We start from the raw sequence: 18895 nt of genomic DNA on the forward strand, positions 1-18895 counted from the left end.
TTTGATTTTGCGCAGAAGGTGTTTTCCTGCGCGGCTTGCCCTAAAAAGGTTAAGCAGCAAGAATGCTTATGCAATATAGGCACTTAGGACAGTTTGGTGCATCAATGCGACATCTGAATTGGGATGATCTTCGGCTTTTTAAATCCTTGATCGAGGCCGGCACAGTCAGGCAGGCGGGTGAAGATTTGGGCATCAGCCATTCCACTGTTGCCCGTAGAATCTCCCACCTGGAAGACGTCGTTGGGTTACCGCTGGTGTCTCGTCACCGCGGCGAATACGTGTTGACCGAAGCGGGGCGAGACATGTTGAACGTGGCGCGTCAGATTAACAGCTCTGTCACAGGACTTGAGCGCCGAGCGGTTGGTCAATCGCAGGACCTTACCGGCGAGATTCGGCTCTCGATGGTTGATGCTATGATCCATTCCCCCATTATGGCCGCCCTCAAGGTTTTCTGTGCCACATACAGCTGCATTCATCTGGAACTGGATCTGCGCAATTGTGTGGCTGATTTGGACCGGCACGAGGCAGACCTTGCGTTGCGCTTCACCAAGGAACCGGACGAGCACCTGATCGGGCGAAAGCTGGTACAATGTGGCACAGCCGTTTACGCCAGCAAAACTTACGCGATGCGGTTTCGCGATGAGGGGTCCGAATTCACGCCGCAATGGATCGGTTTTCAACCGCAGAATGCCTCGAAAGCGTGGCGCGAAAGAACGCCCTACCCAAGTGCGCCGATCGTCGGGACTATCGCCAGCTTGGCAGGTCAAATGGCCGCGTGCAAAGCGGAAATGGGTATGGCAACATTGCCCTGTTTCATGGCGGAACCGGATGACCAATTGGAGCGATTGTCCGAGGTTCGGCACCCTCCGCATTATGCCCTTTGGGTTCTGCGCCACCCCGACCTGCGCCGTAATGCACGTGTTCAGGTTCTGGTGGATTTCCTGTCGAGCCATTTCAAGGAAAATGCCAGAGGTTATATTGGCCCTTCCGGTCAGGTCCAGTCATAAGACGACAGCTTGTCGCGCAGGAAATCGACAAAAACGCGGGTCTTTGCCGGTATATGTTGTCGATGAGCCATGACAGCCTGAACGGGGCTGACCGCAGTGCGCGAATCCTCCGGTGCAAAGACGGGTTGCAACCGGCCATCGGCCAGGAACTCGCCTACCAACCAGATCGGCAACATGCAAACTCCCAAACCGTTCAGCGCAGCGGCAAGAAGGCCTTCGCCGCTATCGCAATAGAACGGTCCTGCGGCGCGAACTTGTTGCTCTGCCCCGCCTTGCAGGATTTTCCAGTTGTTGGTTCCCGGGCTGCCGCGAAACAAAAGGCAATCGTGGTTTTCCAGATCCTGCACGCTCTTTGGAGCGCCGCGTCGCTCCAGGTACAGGGGGCTGGCGCAGACGATGGACGAAGACATCGCCAAACGCGTTGCAACGAGGCTGGAATCCGGCAATTGGCCCAGCCTGATTGCGACGTCAAACCCCTGCCCAATCAGGTCCTCCATCCGGTCCGTCAAAGCCAGTCCAAACGTTATGTCGGGATACTTCTCCCGGAACTCCGATAGGTAAGGCGCGACGTATCGCTGAGCGAAAGAGGCCGGTGCGGCCAGTCGAAACAAGCCGGAGGGGACGTTCGTCAGGTCACGTATGGCAAGCGCGGCCTCGTCCAGTTCGGTCACGATTTGCCGCGCACGTTCGAAGTAGATCCGCCCGGCCTCGGTCAGCTGCAGCCGGCGGGTCGAACGCTGCAACAGGCGCGCGTCCAGCCGATCTTCCAGTTTCGACAACATACGTGATGCCGATGATTGCGGAATACTCAGCCGCGCCCCACCGCGGGAAATGCTGTTTTCCTCGACAACATTAACGAACAGGCGCAGTGCCATTTCATTATCCATATTATTGCCCTTTTTGGATTTATCTAAGTCTAATCGGTTTACTTATCCAAAACCTAGGTACGCCCCATCTCCTTGTCAACGCAACCAAGGAGAGCGACATGAAACGCAAATTCCGCAAATACCAGGACTGGGCCGTCATCACCGGCGGGTCCAATGGCATCGGCTTTGCCTTTGCCGATCAGCTGGCCCGCGAGGGTCTGAACATTGTTCTTGTGGCCCGCCGCGAAGGCCCGCTGAAGGAAGCCGCCGACACCTTGCGCAAACGCCACGGGGTCAAGGCCGAAACCGTTGCACTGGACATGTCCGTCGACGGCGCGCCCGAGGCACTTTACGAGGCAACGCAAGGCAAAAAGGTCGGGATGCTGGTTCTCAGCGCCGGGGTGGAAACCACCGGAGATTACACCAAGGTTGACCTGGCCTCGCACCGCAACCTGATCAAGCTGAACATCCAGGCCCCTGCCGAACTGGCCCGCCTTTACGGCGAGGACATGTCACGCCGCGGTTCGGGTGGCATCGTATTCCTGGCCAGCCTGTTTGCTTATCAGGGTGTGCCGACCGTCGCCAACTACTCGGCCTCCAAAGCTTACATCCTGTCGCTGGGCGAAGGTCTGAATGTCGAGTTCAAAAAGCGCGGCGTCGACGTCATCGTGGTGTCGCCGGGTCTGACCGACACGAACATGCCCGCCGCCATGCCGGTGAATTTCAAGAAAATGCCGATCACGCTGGGCAAACCCGAATTTGTCGCCCGCGTCGGCTTGAAATCGCTGGGCCGCAAAGCGTCGGTTGTGCCGGGCTTCCTGAACAAGATCTACGCGTTCGAGAACCGCTTCATCCCGCGCATGTGGCCGACCAAGCTGTTTGGCTTCCTGATGCAGCGCGCCATGACACCGGAAACACGCGCCGAACTGGTGGAACCCAGGCTGCGCCGGGTGCGGTCGTAATGACCGCGCTGACGCTTTATTCGGCATGGTACTGCCCCTTTGCCCAGCGCACCTGGTTTGCGCTGGAGCAATTGGGAATCGCCTATGAATATGCCGAGGTCGACCCTTACGTGAAATCGCCCGAATGGCTGGAAATCTCGCGCGGGCTGGGCCAGGTTCCGGTGCTCGAGGTGCAGGGCGAAGACACCCCGCACCGCATCCCGGATTCGCTGCGTACGATGGACTACCTGAACGACCGCTCCGGCGGGCGCCTGCTGCACCCCGATCCCGAAAAACGGGCCGAACAAAGGTTCTGGCTGGACCAGATCGGGCGCGAGGTTATCCCCTATTTCTATCGCCAGCTGAAAGCCCCCAACCACAGCGACGAGGGCCGCAAGGCCCAAGAAGCGTTTGAACAGGGGCTGACCCGCCTGATCGCGGCCAACCCGCCGGCGCCATGGCTCTCGGGATCCGACGCGCCCGGCGTTCTGGACATCGCGCTTGCACCCTTCGCGGCCCGCGCGGCACTGCTGCTGCCGCATTACAAAGGCTACACGTTGCCCACGGACGGGCCCTGGGCCGAATTTCACAATTGGCTCGGCCGCGTGGTGGCCCATCCGGCTTACGCGGCCACCATCCCCGAGCCAAAAGGCTACGAGGCACGGCTGATCGATTTCTACGCCGTTTACGCCAATGGTGGCGGCCAATCCGACGTCACCAAGGTCGCCTGACCCGCTGCACCTGCCACGCCCGTGGCGGGTGCCCGGCCCAAACATCCTTGACGCGACTCACCGTATCCGCCAATAAATGAACAAGTGTTCAATAATGGCGGGGCAGGTAATGTTCAACGCAACTATGAATTTCGACCTCGGCGAAGACGTCAACGCACTGCGCGACATGGTTCATCGCTGGGCACAGGACCGGATCAAACCCATCGCAGCCGAGGTTGACGCCAAGAACGAATTCCCCGCCGAGCTGTGGCAGGAGATGGGTGAACTTGGCCTTTTGGGCATCACCGTGCCCGAAGAATATGGCGGCGCGGGCATGTCGTATCTGGCCCATGTGGTGGCGACGGAAGAGATCGCGCGCGCCAGTGCGTCGGTCAGCCTCAGCTACGGCGCGCATTCGAACCTATGCGTGAACCAGATCAAGCTGAACGGAACGGACGAGCAACGCTCAAAGTACCTGCCGCGCCTGATCTCGGGCGAACATGTCGGCGCGCTGGCCATGTCCGAGGCGAGCGCCGGTTCCGACGTGGTATCGATGAAACTGCGGGCCGAAAAACGCAATGACCACTTCCGCCTGAACGGTACCAAGTTCTGGATCACCAACGGCCCGGATGCCGATACGCTGGTGGTCTATGCAAAAACCGACCCGGAGGCAGGCAGCAAGGGCATCACGGCTTTTCTGATCGAAAAGGAAATGACGGGTTTCAGCACCAGCCCGCATTTTGACAAGCTGGGGATGCGGGGGTCAAACACGGCCGAGCTGATCTTTGAGGATGTCCAGGTGCCATTTGAAAACGTGCTGGGCGAGGAAGGGCGCGGTGTAGCGGTTTTGATGTCGGGTTTGGATTACGAACGCGTCGTGCTCAGCGGCATCGGCACCGGCATCATGGCCGCATGTCTGGACGAGGTCATGCCGTATCTGGCCGAACGCAAGCAGTTCGACAAACCGATCGGAGATTTCCAGCTGATGCAGGGCAAGATCGCCGACATGTACACCGCGATGAACTCGGCCCGCGCCTACGTCTACGAGGTCGCCCGGGCCTGCGACCGCGGCACGGTCACCCGCCAGGACGCGGCGGCCTGTGTTCTTTACGCCTCCGAAGAAGCCATGAAGGTGGCGCATCAGGCCGTGCAGGCCATGGGCGGCGCGGGATTCATGAACGAAACGCCGGTCAGCCGCATCTTCCGCGATGCCAAGCTGATGGAGATCGGCGCCGGCACTTCGGAAATCCGCCGCATGCTGATCGGGCGCGAGCTGATGGGGGCAATGAAGTGAGCGATCTGAACGCCGTTCAAACGGCCGCGCAAACCGCCATGCAGGGCGGGTCGGACAAAGCCCGCGCGCGGCATCTGTCGCGCGGTAAGATGCTGCCGCGGGACCGGGTGGCGAACTTGCTGGACCCCGGCTCGTCTTTTCTTGAGGTTGGCCTGTTTGCCGCCCACGGCATGTATGACGATCAGGTGCCGGCCGCCGGTGTGATCGCCGGGATTGGCCGTGTCGCGGGGCGCGATTGCATGATCGTCTGCAACGACGCCACGGTGAAGGGCGGCACCTATTACCCGATGACGGTAAAGAAGCACCTGCGCGCGCAGGAGATCGCCGCGCAAAACCGCCTGCCCTGCGTTTACCTGGTAGATAGTGGCGGTGCGAACCTGCCCAACCAGGACGAGGTCTTTCCCGACCGCGAGCATTTCGGCCGGATCTTCTACAATCAGGCGCAGATGAGCGCGGCAGGCATTCCGCAGATCGCGGTGGTGATGGGCTCGTGCACCGCCGGGGGCGCTTATGTGCCCGCCATGTCCGACGTGACCATTATTGTGAAAGAACAGGGCACAATTTTTCTGGCCGGCCCACCACTGGTCAAAGCGGCCACTGGCGAGGTGGTCACCGCCGAGGATCTGGGCGGTGGTGATGTGCACACGCGCCTGTCGGGCGTGGCCGATTACCTGGCCGAGGATGACGCCCACGCGCTGGCCCTTGCCCGACAGGCCGTGGCAAATCTGAACATTGTGAAACCGGCACAGCCGGATCTGCGCGCCCCCGAACCCCCGCGCGAAGACCCGGCCACCATGCTGGACGTTGTGCCCGAGGACCTGCGCACACCCTACGACATCCGCGAAGTGATCGCGCGGATTGTCGACGGCTCGAAACTCGACGAGTTCAAGGCGCGGTACGGCACCACGCTGGTCTGCGGTTTTGCCCATATCGACGGTGTGCCGGTGGGCATCATCGCCAATAACGGGGTGTTGTTCTCGGAAAGCGCGCTGAAGGGTGCGCATTTCGTCGAGCTTTGCTCGCAACGAAAGATCCCGCTGGTGTTTTTGCAGAACATCACCGGGTTCATGGTTGGCCAAAGCTACGAGGCCGGTGGCATCGCCAAGGATGGCGCCAAGCTGGTGACCGCCGTGGCCACATCGGCTGTGCCCAAGATCACGGTGATCGTGGGCGGCTCGTTCGGGGCGGGCAATTACGGCATGTGCGGCCGCGCCTATTCGCCGAATTTCCTGTGGACCTGGCCTAACTCGCGCATCTCCGTGATGGGCGGCGAACAGGCAGCAGGTGTATTGGCCACCGTGAAACGCGACGCGATCGAGCGGGCGGGCAAAACCTGGTCCGACGCCGAGGAGGCCGCGTTCAAGCAACCCACCATCGACATGTTCGCCGAACAATCGCACCCGCTTTATGCCAGCGCGCGGCTGTGGGATGACGGCATCATCGACCCCACCAAAACCCGCGACGTTCTGAGCCTGAGCCTGCGCGCTAGCCTGAATGCACCCATCGAGGACACGCGGTTTGGCGTGTTTAGGATGTGAGGCATGGCCCGACCCCGTCGCAAAGTCGTCAGGTTCAGTCGCGACTATCGAAAGGCGCGCAAATTCGACATGGGGCTGCCACCCTACCGCCCGGGCTCTGGCAAGCGCAAACGCCGTAGCCGGCAGTTTTTTTTGGTGATTGCGATCGTTTTGCTGGCTTTTGGGCCGTCTCTCGGGGACATCGCAAATGGCTATCTAACCCCACATGATGGCTGCCGTGTTGTGCGTGTCATAGATGGCGATACGGTAACGCTGATCTGCCCGTTGAGTGGTATTCAGCGCGGTCGGATATTGGCCTACGACACGCCCGAGATGAATGCACAATGCACATCGGAAGCCCTCAAAGCATTTGCAGCGAAACAGTATCTTCGATGGTTGCTTTGGTCCAGTGGCCACATCTCAGCTCGGACCGAGGGAATTGACCGATACGGGCGGGCCCTTGTCTTGTTGCTGATCGACGGGAAGGGTGTCGCCCGGCCAATGATTAAGGCCGGACTGGGCAAGGAATACAGCGGTGGAAGACGAGACTCTTGGTGCACCTAAAGAAGAGGTTAGCATGTTCACTAAACTCCTGATCGCCAATCGGGGCGAAATTGCTTGTCGCGTGATTGCCACCGCCCGCCGGATGGGCGTTGCCACCGTGGCTGTCTACTCGGACGCAGATGCAGGCGCGAAACATGTGGCCATGGCGGATGAGGCGGTGCGTATTGGCAAGGCGCCGGTGGCCGAAAGCTATCTGCTGGGTGAACGGATCATTCAGGCCGCCCTGGATACCAAAGCGCAGGCGATCCATCCCGGTTATGGCTTTCTGTCGGAAAATCCCGATTTCGTTGAGGCGGTGGAAAAGGCCGGGCTGACCTTTGTGGGGCCAACGGCCAACGCGATCCGGGCCATGGGTTTGAAGGACGCCGCAAAGGCACTGATGGAGAAGGCCGGCGTGCCGGTTGTGCCCGGCTATCACGGCGCGGATCAGGACGCTGCGTTGCTGGCGGCTGAGGCCGACAAGATCGGCTATCCGGTTCTGATCAAGGCGCGGGCGGGCGGCGGCGGCAAAGGTATGCGGCTGGTCGAGGATCCCGCCGATTTCGCCAAGGCACTGGAAGGGGCGCAGCGCGAAGGCGCGGCCAGTTTCGGCGACCCGGCGGTTCTGGTGGAGAAATACATTCAGCAACCGCGCCACATCGAAATACAGGTTTTTGGTGATGCCCAAGGCAACGTGGTGCATCTGTTCGAGCGCGATTGCTCTTTGCAACGCCGCCACCAGAAGGTGATCGAAGAGGCTCCTGCCCCCGGCATGACATCTGAGATGCGCGCCGCCATGGGCAAGGCTGCCGTGGAAGCGGCCAAGGCGATCGGATATCGCGGCGCGGGCACGGTGGAGTTTATCGTGGACGGCGCAGACGGCCTGCGGCCCGACGGGTTTTGGTTCATGGAGATGAACACGCGCCTGCAGGTGGAACACCCGGTGTCCGAGGCGATAACGGGCCTCGATTTCGTGGAATTGCAACTGCGCGTCGCCGCTGGCGCGCCTTTGCCATTTGCGCAGGAAGATCTGGCCATCGCCGGCCATGCCTTCGAGGCGCGGATTTATGCCGAGGACGTGCCCGCCGGTTTCCTTCCTGCTATCGGCACACTGAAACATCTTCAGTTCCCGAATGGGGCCGAGTTCGGCGAAGGCGCGGTGCGGATCGACAGCGGCGTACGTGGCGGCGACACGATCAGCCCGTGGTACGACCCGATGATTGCCAAGCTGATTGTGCACGGTGAAACAAGGGCCGAGGCGCTGATGTCGCTGGAACGCGCCATTGCTGCTACGCAGGTGGCGGGCACGGTCACGAACCTGACCTTCCTTCGCAAGTTGGCGCGGCACGTGGGCTTTGCTCGCGGTGAGGTCGATACCGGCTTGATTGGCCGCGATCTGGAAGATCTGGCCGCCCAACCAGTGCCGTGTACGCGCAGCCGATCATTGGCAGCGTTGGCTGCATCCGGCCTGGATCAACTGAATGACCCACTGGCCGGGTTCGCGCATTGGGCGCCCGCGCCGCAGGATGTCGCGCTGATTTGGCAAGACGAGGATGTGCAGGTTCGCATCACCGCTCGTGGCCCCGGCACGTTCACCACGCAGGTGGGCGAGGCCCGCCATGACATCCGGCGAGGTGCCGGTGGTTGGTGGATTGACGGCGCCAAGTCCGTGGCCAAGGCGCGGCGCGATGGTGATGAGGTCAACGTGTATTGGGGGAACACCTATCGGTTTACCTTGCTCGACCCACTGGCGCGAGGCGGGGATAGCGGGGGCAGCGGTGACACAATCCTTGCCCCGATGCCGGGGGTGGTGAAACAGGTCTCGGCCCGGGTCGGGCAGATGGTGCGGGCGGGCGACCCGTTGATCGTTTTGGAAGCCATGAAGATGGAGCACACGTTGCAAGCCCCGCGCGATGGCGAGGTGGCAGACGTGGCGGTGGCCGAGGGCGATCAGGTCACGGATGGCGCGCTGTTGCTGGCCTTGGCTTCCGAGGACACCTGAGTTCACATCCCCGTAGGTTCCTGTAACCCGGCCGGGCGGTTGCTTGTCATCCCTTCGGGGCTTCGCTAGGCCATCTGTGAGCCTAATACGGAGCCTGCCATGCCTCTTCGCGCCGCCGATGTCCTTGCCCAACGCCTTTACGATGCCGGGTGTCGCCATGCATTCGGAATGCCGGGGGGCGAGGTTCTGACGATTGTCGACGCGCTGGAAAAAGCCGGAATTCGGTTCATTCTTTGCAAACACGAGAACGCCGCCGGCTTCATGGCCGAGGGCGCGTGGCATCGCACAGGTGCACCTGGCATCTTGGTGGGCACGGTGGGGCCCGGCATTCTGAACGCGGTAAATTTTGTCGCCAATGCCGAACAGGATCGTGTACCGGTCATTGTATTGTCGGGCTGTGTGGATGCAGACGAGGCCCAGACATATACGCATCAGGTGCTGGACCACCGCGCGGTGTTTGATCCGATTACAAAGGCGACCTTCACTCTAAGCGCGGGGGCGGCGGGTGTGATCGCCGACAAAGCCCTGGGTATCGCCACCGAAGGCCGCCCCGGCCCCGTGCATATCGATGTACCGATCAGCGTGGCCGACGCGCCCGCACAGCCCGGCCCGCGCCGGGTACCAACCAGCCCCGCAGCCCCGGCCGAGGGCCCCGATCTGAACCGTGCCCGTGCCATAATCGCCGAAGCGCAGCGCCCCGTTATGGTTGTAGGGTTGGATGCCGTGAACGAAGGTGCGGCCGCTGCCGTGCAGCGCTTTGCCGAGAAACACGGCCTGCCCGTGGTAACCACCTACAAGGCCAAAGGTATCCTGCCCGAAGGTCACGCGCTGTCACTGGGTGGGGCGGGTTTGTCGCCCAAGGCAGACGCTTTGTTGCTGCCGTTTTTGCAGTCGTCGGACCTGATCCTTTGCGTCGGCTATGACCCGATCGAGATGCGCGTGGGGTGGCGCGATATCTGGGACGCGCGCCAACAGAACGTGATCGACATCACCGCCGCGCCGAACCATCACTATATGCATCAAGCGACGCTCAGTTTTGTAACCGGCTGCGCCGAAACACTGACCGCATTGGACGCGGGCCTTACGCCGCACGAAACATGGACGAGTGGCGAAGTCGAGGTTCTGAAATCCGCGCTGGCCGAGGCGTTTCCTATCGACGACGTTTGGGGCCCTGCCGCCGTGATGGACGAATGTCGCGACGTGCTGCCGGTTGGGACGCTGGCCAGTGCCGACAGTGGCGCGCATCGCATTTTGCTCAGCCAGATGTGGCGCTGCGACGCGCCGCGCGAACTGGTACAAAGCTCAGGCCTTTGCACGATGGGATGCGCGGTGCCATTGGCGATGGGGCAATCGTTGACCGCGCCCAACAGCACAGTTGTGTCCTTCTCGGGTGATGCGGGGTTCCTGATGGTCGCGGGCGAGCTGGCCACAGCCAAGGAGCTGGGCCTGAAAACGATCTTTGTCGTATTCGTCGATGCCTCGCTTGCCCTGATCGAACTGAAGCAACGCCAACGTCAAATGGCCAATAACGGTGTGGATTTTGGCAGCCATGACTTTGCTGCTATCGGACGCGCCTTTGGCGGCGCGGGGCACACCGTGACCTCGCGCGCGGAACTGCGGACCGCGCTGGCGGCAGCCCAAGAGGCCGACACATTCACCGTGATCGCCGCAGTGATCGACAAGGGGGCCTATGATGGCCGGATCTGAGACACCGGGCGCGCTGGATGGAATCGTCGTTCTGGACCTGACGCGCATTCTGGCCGGCCCCACGGCCACGCAGATGATGGGCGATCTGGGCGCTACGATCTGGAAAATCGAAAACCCCAAAACCGGCGGAGATGACACCCGCGCCTGGGGCCCACCCTATGCGCCCACCCCAGATGGGCAAGACACTGATTTATCGGCCTATTTCATGGCCGCGAACCGGAATAAGAAGTCCATTGCCGTCGACTTGGCCAGCGCCGAGGGCCAACGTGTTCTGCGCCAAATGGCGGCGCGAGCCGATGTTGTGATCGAGAATTTCAAACCCGGCGGTCTGGTCAAATACGGGCTGGATCATGCAACGCTTTGTGCTGCGCATCCGGGGTTGGTCTATTGCTCGATCTCGGGGTTTGGACAGACCGGACCAAACCGCGACAAACCCGGCTATGACCTGATGGCGCAGGGCTATGGCGGGATCATGAGCCTGACGGGGGATCCGGACGGCCAGCCCATGAAAGTGGGCGTGGGCATCGCCGACGTGATGTGCGGGATGTATGCCACCATCGGGGTTCTTGCGGCGCTGCGGCACCGCGATGCCACCGGCGAAGGCCAACATATCGACCTCTCTTTGGTCGATGCACAAATGGCTTGGCTGATCAACGAAGGTACAAATTTCCTGGCTTCGGGACAGAACCCGGTGCGGCGTGGCAATGCGCATCCGAATATCGTGCCCTACGAGGTGTTTGCCGCTGCGGATGGCCATGTGATTCTGGCCGTCGGCAATGACGGCCAATTCCGCCGGTTCTGCGACTTCGTCGGGCGGCCTGATCTGGCCGAACTGCCGGAGTTTGCCACTAACCCCGCGCGGCTGGAAAACCGCGTCGGTTTGATTGCCGAAATCACGCCGCTAATTGCGGCCCGGTCCATGGCGGAAATCATCGATGGGCTGGAGGCACGCAAAGTGCCGGTTGGCCCGATTCACACCGTAAAGCAAGCGCTGTCCACCGATCAGGCGCGCGCGCGTCACATGGTCGTTCCGATGCAGGCCAACGGTGCAGGTACGGTGCAGGTTCTGGGCAACCCGCTGAACTTCTCGCGCACACCGGTGCGCTATCGTTCTGCCCCGCCGAGGTTTGGGCAGGACACTGACGAAGTGTTACAGTCGTTGGCCAGATCAGACGAAGATCACACCGGCTAAATCCTGCCAACGCACCTATTTTCGGCAATAAGCGGGGCTTTTTTGCCGGTTTTCCGGCAAACTGGCTGTTTTTGGCCGAAAACTCCGATGACGTCCATTCACGTATGCGTTGGTTCTTTGTTGCAGACGTATTTTTGGCTGCAACGCAGCGTATAACAGACTCAGCGCGAATTTAACGACGTTGTGGAGCGTATAGAATGGCTACTGACATTTTCGGCGGCGAAGTCACCGCAAACGGCCCTGAGGCCCTTGAAAGCTGGAACAAGACGATCCTGGCTTTTCTGGCGCATGGGGCCGATACGCCCACGCATTTGATGCGCGCCATCGAACTGGACCCCGGTTTCGTCATGGCACATGCCACAAAGGGGCTGATGTTCCTGATGCTGGGCAAACGGGAATTGTTCGACATTGCTCGCGAAAGCCTGACCAATGCAAAGCTGGCACGGGCCGAAGGAGGCGCCACCGCACGTGAGGTTGCCTATGTAAACGCGCTGCAATCCTGGCTGGACGGCAACCCTGCAGGATCGGTGACCGAGATCGAAAAAGTGCTGTTGGCAAATCCAGGCGACACGCTGTCCATGAAGGTGAGCCATGCCATTCGGTTCATTCTGGGCGATGCGCAGGGCATGTTGCGGTCGGTTCTTCGCGTAGAGCAGGCACATGGGGCAGACCACCCCGGTCGCGGTTACCTGTTGGGCTGTCAGGCCTTTGCGCTGGAAGAAAACGGCGAGTACGTGCGCGCCGAAGTCGTAGGCCGTGAGGGGCTGACACTTACCGCCGACGACGCCTGGGGTTTGCACGCAGTGGCGCATGTACTGGACATGACCGCGCAAGCGCGCGCGGGGATCGATCTGCTGGACGCGAATGAAAGCAAATGGCAACACTGCAACAACTTCCGTTATCATGTCTGGTGGCACAAAGCGCTGCTGCATCTGGATCAAGGCGAGGTGGACAAGGTCTTTGCGCTTTATGATCAGAAAATCCGCTTTGATCAGACGGATGATTACCGCGACATCTCGAACGCCACGTCCCTGCTGAGCCGGTTGGAGCTTGAAGGACATGACGTCGGAGCCCGCTGGGAAGAGCTGGCCGAGTTTGCCGAGGCGCGCTCGGACGACGGCGTGCTGGTTTTTGCAGACCTGCATTACATGCTGGCCCTCATCGGCGGGGAAAGGGAAACCGCCAAAACGCAGATGCTGGCCCGAATGCACCGCGATGCTTCGCGCAACGCAGTCAGCCAAGACGAGATTTTTAACCACCCCGGTCTAGCTGCCGCCGAAGGGCTGGCCGCATTTGGCGAGGGGCGCTATGACAACGCATTCCTGAACCTTCTGCGCGCGCGAGAAGCGATGCAATCAATTGGTGGCAGCCACGCCCAACGCGACGTGTTTGAACGCATCACCATCGATGCAGGCATCCGCGCTGGTCGACTGGATCAGGCCACCGATGTGCTGGATAGCCGCAAGGACAAGCGCAAAGGGGCCGAAGACAGGTTTACCGCAACGCGCTATGACACGATTGCTCGCGCCAAGCAGGCGCTTTCGGATATCCCGGCCCAATAACAACTTAATACGGCGGATTGCATGACTATCGCTGACCCGACGACCACCAACTACTCGGCGACGCCCCGCGCAACGGCGGCGGCGCCCGCTGCCACCACGCGCGACCCGCGGCTGGATTTCTTTCGCGGCATCGCGATGTTCATCATCCTGATCGCCCACACGCCCGGCAACTGGCTGACGCTGTGGATCCCGGCGCGCTGGGGCTTTTCGGATGCAACCGAGATCTTCGTGTTCTGCTCGGGCATGGCCTCGGCCATCGCCTTTGGCAAAACGTTCGAGCGCAAGGGCATGGCGCTGGGCACCGCCCGCGTCGGCTTCCGCGTCTGGCAGGTCTATTGGGCCCATATCGGGCTGTTCTTTGCGGTGGCCGCGACGATGGCGGCGCTGAACAATACCGGGCTGTTTGACCGCGACTATGTGGGGCAGCTGAACCTCTACCCGTTCTTCAACCGCCCGTTCGAGCAATTGCCGGCCCTTTTCACCCTGACCTATGTGCCGAACTATTTCGACATTTTGCCGATGTACATGGTGATCCTCATCATGATGCCGGTGATGGTGGGCCTGTCGCGGGTCGACCTGCGGCTTGTGGCGCTGGCCGTGGGGCTGATCTGGCTGGCGGCAAATACCAAGACCATCGTATTGCTTTTGGGCCTGTCCGAGGATGGCTGGCTGATGGCGCAATGGTGGGCCGATATCAACCTGCCGGCAGAGCCATGGACCCAGCGCGGCTGGTTCTTCAACCCGTTTGGCTGGCAGCTGATCTTTTTCACCGGATTTGCCTTCATGATCGGCTGGCTACCGAAGCCACCGGTGCATTGGTGGCTGATCGGTTTGGCTTTGTTCGTGGTGCTGATCAACATCCCGCTGTCCAGCATCGGGGTGCGCGAGCTTGGCCTGCGCAATGCCGATGCCCTGTTCAACGCCCGCGAATGGCGCATCGACAACCGGCCCCTGATCTCCAAATCCGATTTCGGCCTGCTGCGTTATGTGCATTTCCTGGCGCTGGCCTATCTGGCCTGGGTGGTTGTGGGCCCCGGCGGCGCGCGGATCATGCCGCACGGCGCGGGTCTGATCGCGCGCGCCTGGGCGCCGCTTTTGGCGGTGATCATGAAGGTTGGGCAGCAATCGCTGGCGGTATTCGTGTTCTCGATGTTCTTTGCCCGCCTGATGGGCATGACCTTCGACGTGGTGGGCAAATCGCACTGGACCATGCTGTGGGTCAACGCGGTGGGCTTTGCGGCGATCATCCTGTGCGCCTACGGCGCGGGGTGGTTCAAAACCCAACCCTGGCGGAAAAAGGCGTAAACCATGGATCGTCGGCAGTTTCTTTCCGTTCTCGCCTCGGCCGCCATGGCGCCGCAACTGGCCGGTGCCACCGATGGCGAACCGGGGCTGATGCTGGGCAAGGGTGAACCGTTCTCGCGCCGCGCTATCATCGACCGCGCCCGCGACATGGCCAAACGCGCCTATGCCCCGCGTGCCGAAGTGCCATTGGCATGGCGTGAGCTGAGTTACGAGCAGTACAAATCCATCTGGTTCGACACACGCAACGCGTTGTGGGCAGATGGCGACACGCCCGTGCAGATGGACGTGTTTCACCCCGGCCTCTATTTCCCCCGCGCCGTGCAGATCAACGCCGTGGAAGAGGGACAAACCCGCCGGGTGCAATTCGACATGGCGGTGTTCGACAAGACCGACCAGGTGCCCGACCTGCCGGTGCCCACCGATCTGGGCTATTCCGGTTTGCGCCTTCGGGCCGAGCTTGAGACGCCGGGCATTTTCACCGAATATATGGTGATGCAAGGTGCGAGCTACTTCCGCGCCATTGGCAAAGGTCAGAATTACGGCCTGTCGGCGCGCGGCATTGCCATCGACACGGCCGAGCCATCGGGCGAAGAGTTTCCCGAATTTACCGAATTCTGGATCGAACGCCCCGCACCGGGCCAGATGGACACGGTGATCCATGCGCTGCTGGATGGCCCCTCGGTCACCGGATGCTATCGGTTCCGCATCACGCCCGGCGACACCACGGTGATGGAGGTCGAGGCCGACCTTTTTGCCCGCAAGCGGCTGACCCATGTGGGGCTGGCGCCGCTGACGTCGATGTTTCTGTTTGACGAGACCAACCGCGAACGGTTCTCGGATTTTCGCCCGGCGGTGCATGACAGCGACGGGTTGATGATGATGAATGGCGGGGGCGAGGTGATCTGGCGCCCGCTGGCCAACCCCAAGCGCCTGCAGGTTTCGGGCTTTCTGGACAAGGACCCCAAAGGGTTCGGCCTGATGCAGCGCGCCCGGCAGCTGGGTGATTTCGCCGATCTTGAGGCGCATTACCACACCCGCCCGGGCCTGTGGGTGGAACCGCAGGGCGATTGGGGCATGGGCCGTGTGCGGCTGGTCGAGATCCCGTCGGACAAAGAGATTTACGACAATATCGTCGCCTATTGGCGCCCGATGGACCCGATGGAGCCGGGTAAGAACCATCGTTTCGCCTACCGCCTGTACTGGGGCGCCGACCCCGCACCGGTGCACACGCTGGCGCAGGTGCTGAACACGCGAATGGGCGAAAGCACGTTTTCGGATGGCCATATCATCGCCATCGATTTTGCCGCCCATCCAGATTTGCCCGAGGATCTGTCGCAGGTCGTCAAACTGATCCGCGCCTCGGGCGGGGTTGAGGTGACCGAGGGCGTGTTGCAGCGCAACCCCGAAACCGGCGGCGCGCGGCTGGCGTTCCGGTTTATCCCCGGCGACGCGCAAGTGGTGGAGTTCCGCGCCCAGCTGCGCCTGCCCGGCCAGGCACTGTCCGAGGTGTGGCTTTACCGGTGGACGGCCTGATGCCGCGCGATCTGCGCGATCCCCTGGCCCTGATGCCCCCGCATGCACCCTTAGAGATGCCGCCACAGGACCTGCGTGCGGCGCCACCTTTGGCCGTGCGCGCCCCTGCGCCGTCAAACCGCACGCGTTTCTGGCGACTGGTTGTTTTTGGGCTGGCAGGTCTGGCGATGACCGCGTTGTTGGCGGCCATTGGCAATTGGCTTGCCATGGGCGGGTTGATGGCGTTGGAGGTTATGCTTTTGGCGTTGATAGGGTTGACTGGCATCTGGATCCTGATTTCGGTCAGCACGGCCCTGGCTGGCCTGCATGCGCTGGCAGTTCCACCACGCGTTGCGCGCCACGATAATGTGCATCGCCGCATGTCCACTGCCATTCTTGTGCCGGTTTACAACGAAACCCCGCGCGAGGTTTTTGGCAATGCGGCCGCGATGTTGCAGGACCTGATGCGTGCCGATCCGCAGGGCGATTATCGTTTTTACATTCTTTCCGACACGCAAGACGAAGAGGCAACACAGGCCGAAGCCGAAGGCTTCGCATGGCTCTATGCACGCGCACCCGCCGCGATACCGGTGCATTACCGTCGCCGGGTGCCGAATATCGACCGCAAGGTTGGTAATATTGCCGATTGGGTGACCCAATGGGGCGGTGCGCATGAAGCGATGTTGGTGCTGGACGCCGATAGCCTGATGTCAGGTCAGGCGATCTCGTCCTTGGTGCAGGAGCTGGCCGCAGATCCCGGCGCAGGGCTGATACAGTCTTGTCCCCGCCTGATCGGGGCCGAAAGCCTCTTTGCCCAGCTGCAGCAATTCGCGAATGCCGCCTATGGCTTCCTTCTGGCCGAGGGATTGGCACGCTGGTCGGGGCGCGAGGGCAATTACTGGGGTCACAACGCCATCATGCGCACGCGCGCCTTTGCGGGCGCTGCGGGATTGCCGCATTTGCGTGGGCGTCGCGGACGCGACCAGATGATCTGGAGCCATGATTTTGTCGAGGCTGCATTGCTGCGCCGTGCCGGTTGGGGCGTGCGGTTTCTGACACGACCGGGCGGCAGCTACGAGGAAACCCCTGCGACGCTGATCGACCATGTTCTGCGCGACCGCCGCTGGTGTCAGGGCAACCTGCAACACCTGCGCCTGCTGGCCACACGCGGGTTGCACCCGCTGTCGCGGTACCACCTGTTTCACGGCGCGATGGCCTATCTTCTGTCGCCCGCTTGGTTCGTTTTGTTGGTGATTTGGGCGCTTTTGGGCACTGGGCAGGAAACCAGCGTTATTCGCTATTTCAGCGAGACAAACCCGCTATATCCTGTCTGGCCGGAGCTGACGCGCACCCAATCGGTTCTGTTCTTGGCGGTGATGTACGGCATGTTGCTGGCCCCGAAAATTCTGGGCATCACGGTGATCCTGACCAGCCGAACGCGGCGCCGTGCATTTGGTGGAATGCGCCGGTTCTTGCCGGCCGCGTTGATTGAACTGGCGATGTCGATCGCTTATGCGCCGGTGCAGATGGTACAGCAAACGGTCGCCGTATTGCGCATTGCGCTGGGGTTGCGCGTGGGCTGGACACCGCAAAACCGTTCTGGCGGGCAATACGGTCTGCTGACAACGGCCAAGTTTCACGCGCTGGAAACGGTAACAGGTCTGGCTTTGTTGGCAGGCATTGCCTTTGGCATTGTGTCGCTTTGGCTGCTGCCCATTGGGCTGAGCCTGGCGATTGCTGTGCCGTTGTCCGCCATAAGTGGGCTGAACGCGATGGGCCGTCGCGGTGCGCTGATCCCTGCGCCCGAACATATCGACCCGCCCGCCATTCGCAAAGCGGCCGAGGCAGAACGCGCAATGTTCGGTGACACCGCGCGCCCGGAACTTGCAGCCGAATAATCAGAGGCCTTCGTACCAGTCCAGCATCATCTGGCTCCATCCGCGTGGCACGCCGTGGCCACCGGGGAACAGGACAAATTCCAGCGCGGTACCCTCGTTACAATTAACCCATCTGCGGTGCCAGAAAGATTCGGTCATCTCGAACCGGTCCGCCTTCCACGCGTCACAACCATTTGCCGCGCGCCAAATCGACATGCCGTGAAAAACGTCGCCTTGATTAATGGCACCGCCTCGCAGCGGGCGCCCCTCCAATGGAACGGTGCCGTCGGTCCAGCCATGGGTGTGCAACAAACGTACAGGGCCCGTACATTCGGCTGGGTGGGGTCGCCAGAAACTGCCCGCCACCGGCGCATAGGCCGAGAATTGGTCAGGCTGCGCGCAAGCGGCGTAAGAGGTCATCGAGCCGCCGATGGAAAACCCTGACAGCACGATCCGGTCACGATCCACGCCGAATTTCTGTGCAGCATCCGCGGCCACTTCGTCCAGAAACGCGTTTTCGTCCCGCAGAATTTCGCGGCCCGGAATGAAGGACCAGAAACCACCCCCGCGCCCTTCGCGGCCCATGCCATTAGGTGCAATCAGCGCATAGCCGCGCGACAACAGCCCATTGCGCATCGCGTCATTGCTGATCTCCCTCGCGCCGGTCCCACCCGCGCCATGCAGGAAGATGACCGCGGGAACCGCGCCGTCGACCCCTTCGGGCATAGCGATGTGATAGCTGCCCATAGGCACTTCGCAGGCCTGATCGACCCCACCGCAATCGGCCGCCATCGCGGCAGCACCAAACAGCCAGGTCGCAAGACCCAGCGTGATCGAAGATGTACGCATCAGTTACTCTC

The 18895-nt window shown here is 61.4% G+C and carries 15 protein-coding genes; 13 read left to right on the forward strand and 2 right to left on the reverse strand.

Annotated elements, in window-relative coordinates; all coding sequences use genetic code 11:
• Positions 1 to 62 precede the first annotated feature (62 nt).
• Positions 63 to 1007 carry a LysR family transcriptional regulator gene (locus tag ACMU_RS08825; protein ID WP_081805458.1) on the forward strand — a complete coding sequence of 315 codons (945 nt, stop codon included), beginning with the start codon at positions 63 to 65 and terminating at the stop codon, positions 1005 to 1007.
• Here ACMU_RS08825 and ACMU_RS08830 read toward each other — a convergent pair.
• A complete protein-coding gene (locus tag ACMU_RS08830; RefSeq protein ID WP_051588193.1) occupies positions 992 to 1894 on the reverse strand; it encodes a LysR family transcriptional regulator in 903 nt (300 codons plus the stop codon). The two genes, ACMU_RS08825 and ACMU_RS08830, sit on opposite strands and share 16 nt — an antisense overlap.
• A 98-nt stretch (positions 1895 to 1992) precedes the next feature.
• On the opposite strand from ACMU_RS08830, the gene ACMU_RS08835 reads away from it, so the two are divergent.
• From ACMU_RS08835 to mdoH, 12 genes are all read left to right on the forward strand, one after another.
• Positions 1993 to 2835 (forward strand): SDR family NAD(P)-dependent oxidoreductase, encoded by an 843-nt coding sequence (locus ACMU_RS08835; RefSeq protein ID WP_051588194.1) that lies wholly within the window; start codon positions 1993 to 1995, stop codon positions 2833 to 2835.
• Entirely contained in the window at positions 2835 to 3545 is a 711-nt protein-coding gene (locus tag ACMU_RS08840) for a glutathione S-transferase family protein (RefSeq protein WP_035258494.1), read from the forward strand. Before ACMU_RS08835 ends, ACMU_RS08840 begins: the two co-directional genes overlap by 1 nt.
• 109 nt (positions 3546 to 3654) lie before the next feature.
• On the forward strand, positions 3655 to 4818 hold the full coding sequence (locus ACMU_RS08845; RefSeq protein ID WP_035258496.1) for an isovaleryl-CoA dehydrogenase: 1164 nt from the start codon (positions 3655 to 3657) through the stop codon (positions 4816 to 4818).
• Positions 4819 to 4856: 38 nt separating this feature from the next.
• Entirely contained in the window at positions 4857 to 6356 is a 1500-nt protein-coding gene (locus tag ACMU_RS08850; protein ID WP_081805473.1) for a carboxyl transferase domain-containing protein, read from the forward strand.
• A gap of 3 nt (positions 6357 to 6359) precedes the next feature.
• Positions 6360 to 6899: a thermonuclease family protein gene (locus ACMU_RS18735; RefSeq protein WP_051588195.1), complete on the forward strand. Its 540-nt coding sequence runs from the start codon at positions 6360 to 6362 to the stop codon at positions 6897 to 6899.
• A gap of 13 nt (positions 6900 to 6912) precedes the next feature.
• A complete protein-coding gene (locus tag ACMU_RS08860) occupies positions 6913 to 8880 on the forward strand; it encodes an acetyl/propionyl/methylcrotonyl-CoA carboxylase subunit alpha (RefSeq protein WP_035258498.1) in 1968 nt (655 codons plus the stop codon).
• A 99-nt stretch (positions 8881 to 8979) separates the two neighbouring features.
• Positions 8980 to 10587: a thiamine pyrophosphate-binding protein gene (locus tag ACMU_RS08865; protein ID WP_035258500.1), complete on the forward strand. Its 1608-nt coding sequence runs from the start codon at positions 8980 to 8982 to the stop codon at positions 10585 to 10587.
• A complete protein-coding gene (locus ACMU_RS08870; protein WP_035258889.1) occupies positions 10574 to 11779 on the forward strand; it encodes a CaiB/BaiF CoA transferase family protein in 1206 nt (401 codons plus the stop codon). Before ACMU_RS08865 ends, ACMU_RS08870 begins: the two co-directional genes overlap by 14 nt.
• 197 nt (positions 11780 to 11976) lie before the next feature.
• Positions 11977 to 13341 carry a tetratricopeptide repeat protein gene (locus ACMU_RS08875; RefSeq protein WP_035258501.1) on the forward strand — a complete coding sequence of 455 codons (1365 nt, stop codon included), beginning with the start codon at positions 11977 to 11979 and terminating at the stop codon, positions 13339 to 13341.
• A 21-nt stretch (positions 13342 to 13362) separates the two neighbouring features.
• Positions 13363 to 14646: an OpgC family protein gene (locus tag ACMU_RS08880; RefSeq protein ID WP_035258503.1), complete on the forward strand. Its 1284-nt coding sequence runs from the start codon at positions 13363 to 13365 to the stop codon at positions 14644 to 14646.
• Positions 14647 to 14649: 3 nt separating this feature from the next.
• Positions 14650 to 16179: a glucan biosynthesis protein gene (locus tag ACMU_RS08885; RefSeq protein WP_035258505.1), complete on the forward strand. Its 1530-nt coding sequence runs from the start codon at positions 14650 to 14652 to the stop codon at positions 16177 to 16179.
• The gene (gene mdoH, locus ACMU_RS08890; RefSeq protein ID WP_035258891.1) at positions 16179 to 18056 is read left to right on the forward strand and encodes a glucans biosynthesis glucosyltransferase MdoH; all 1878 of its coding nucleotides are present in this window, start codon (positions 16179 to 16181) and stop codon (positions 18054 to 18056) included. The genes ACMU_RS08885 and mdoH overlap by 1 nt, the downstream gene beginning before the upstream one ends.
• Here mdoH and ACMU_RS08895 read toward each other — a convergent pair whose 3' ends face one another.
• On the reverse strand, positions 18057 to 18884 hold the full coding sequence (locus ACMU_RS08895; protein WP_035258506.1) for an alpha/beta hydrolase family esterase: 828 nt from the start codon (positions 18882 to 18884) through the stop codon (positions 18057 to 18059). It lies immediately after the preceding gene.
• Positions 18885 to 18895 lie beyond the last annotated feature (11 nt).

Source organism: Actibacterium mucosum KCTC 23349, from assembly GCF_000647975.1.
Taxonomy (GTDB): Bacteria; Pseudomonadota; Alphaproteobacteria; order Rhodobacterales; family Rhodobacteraceae; genus Actibacterium; species Actibacterium mucosum.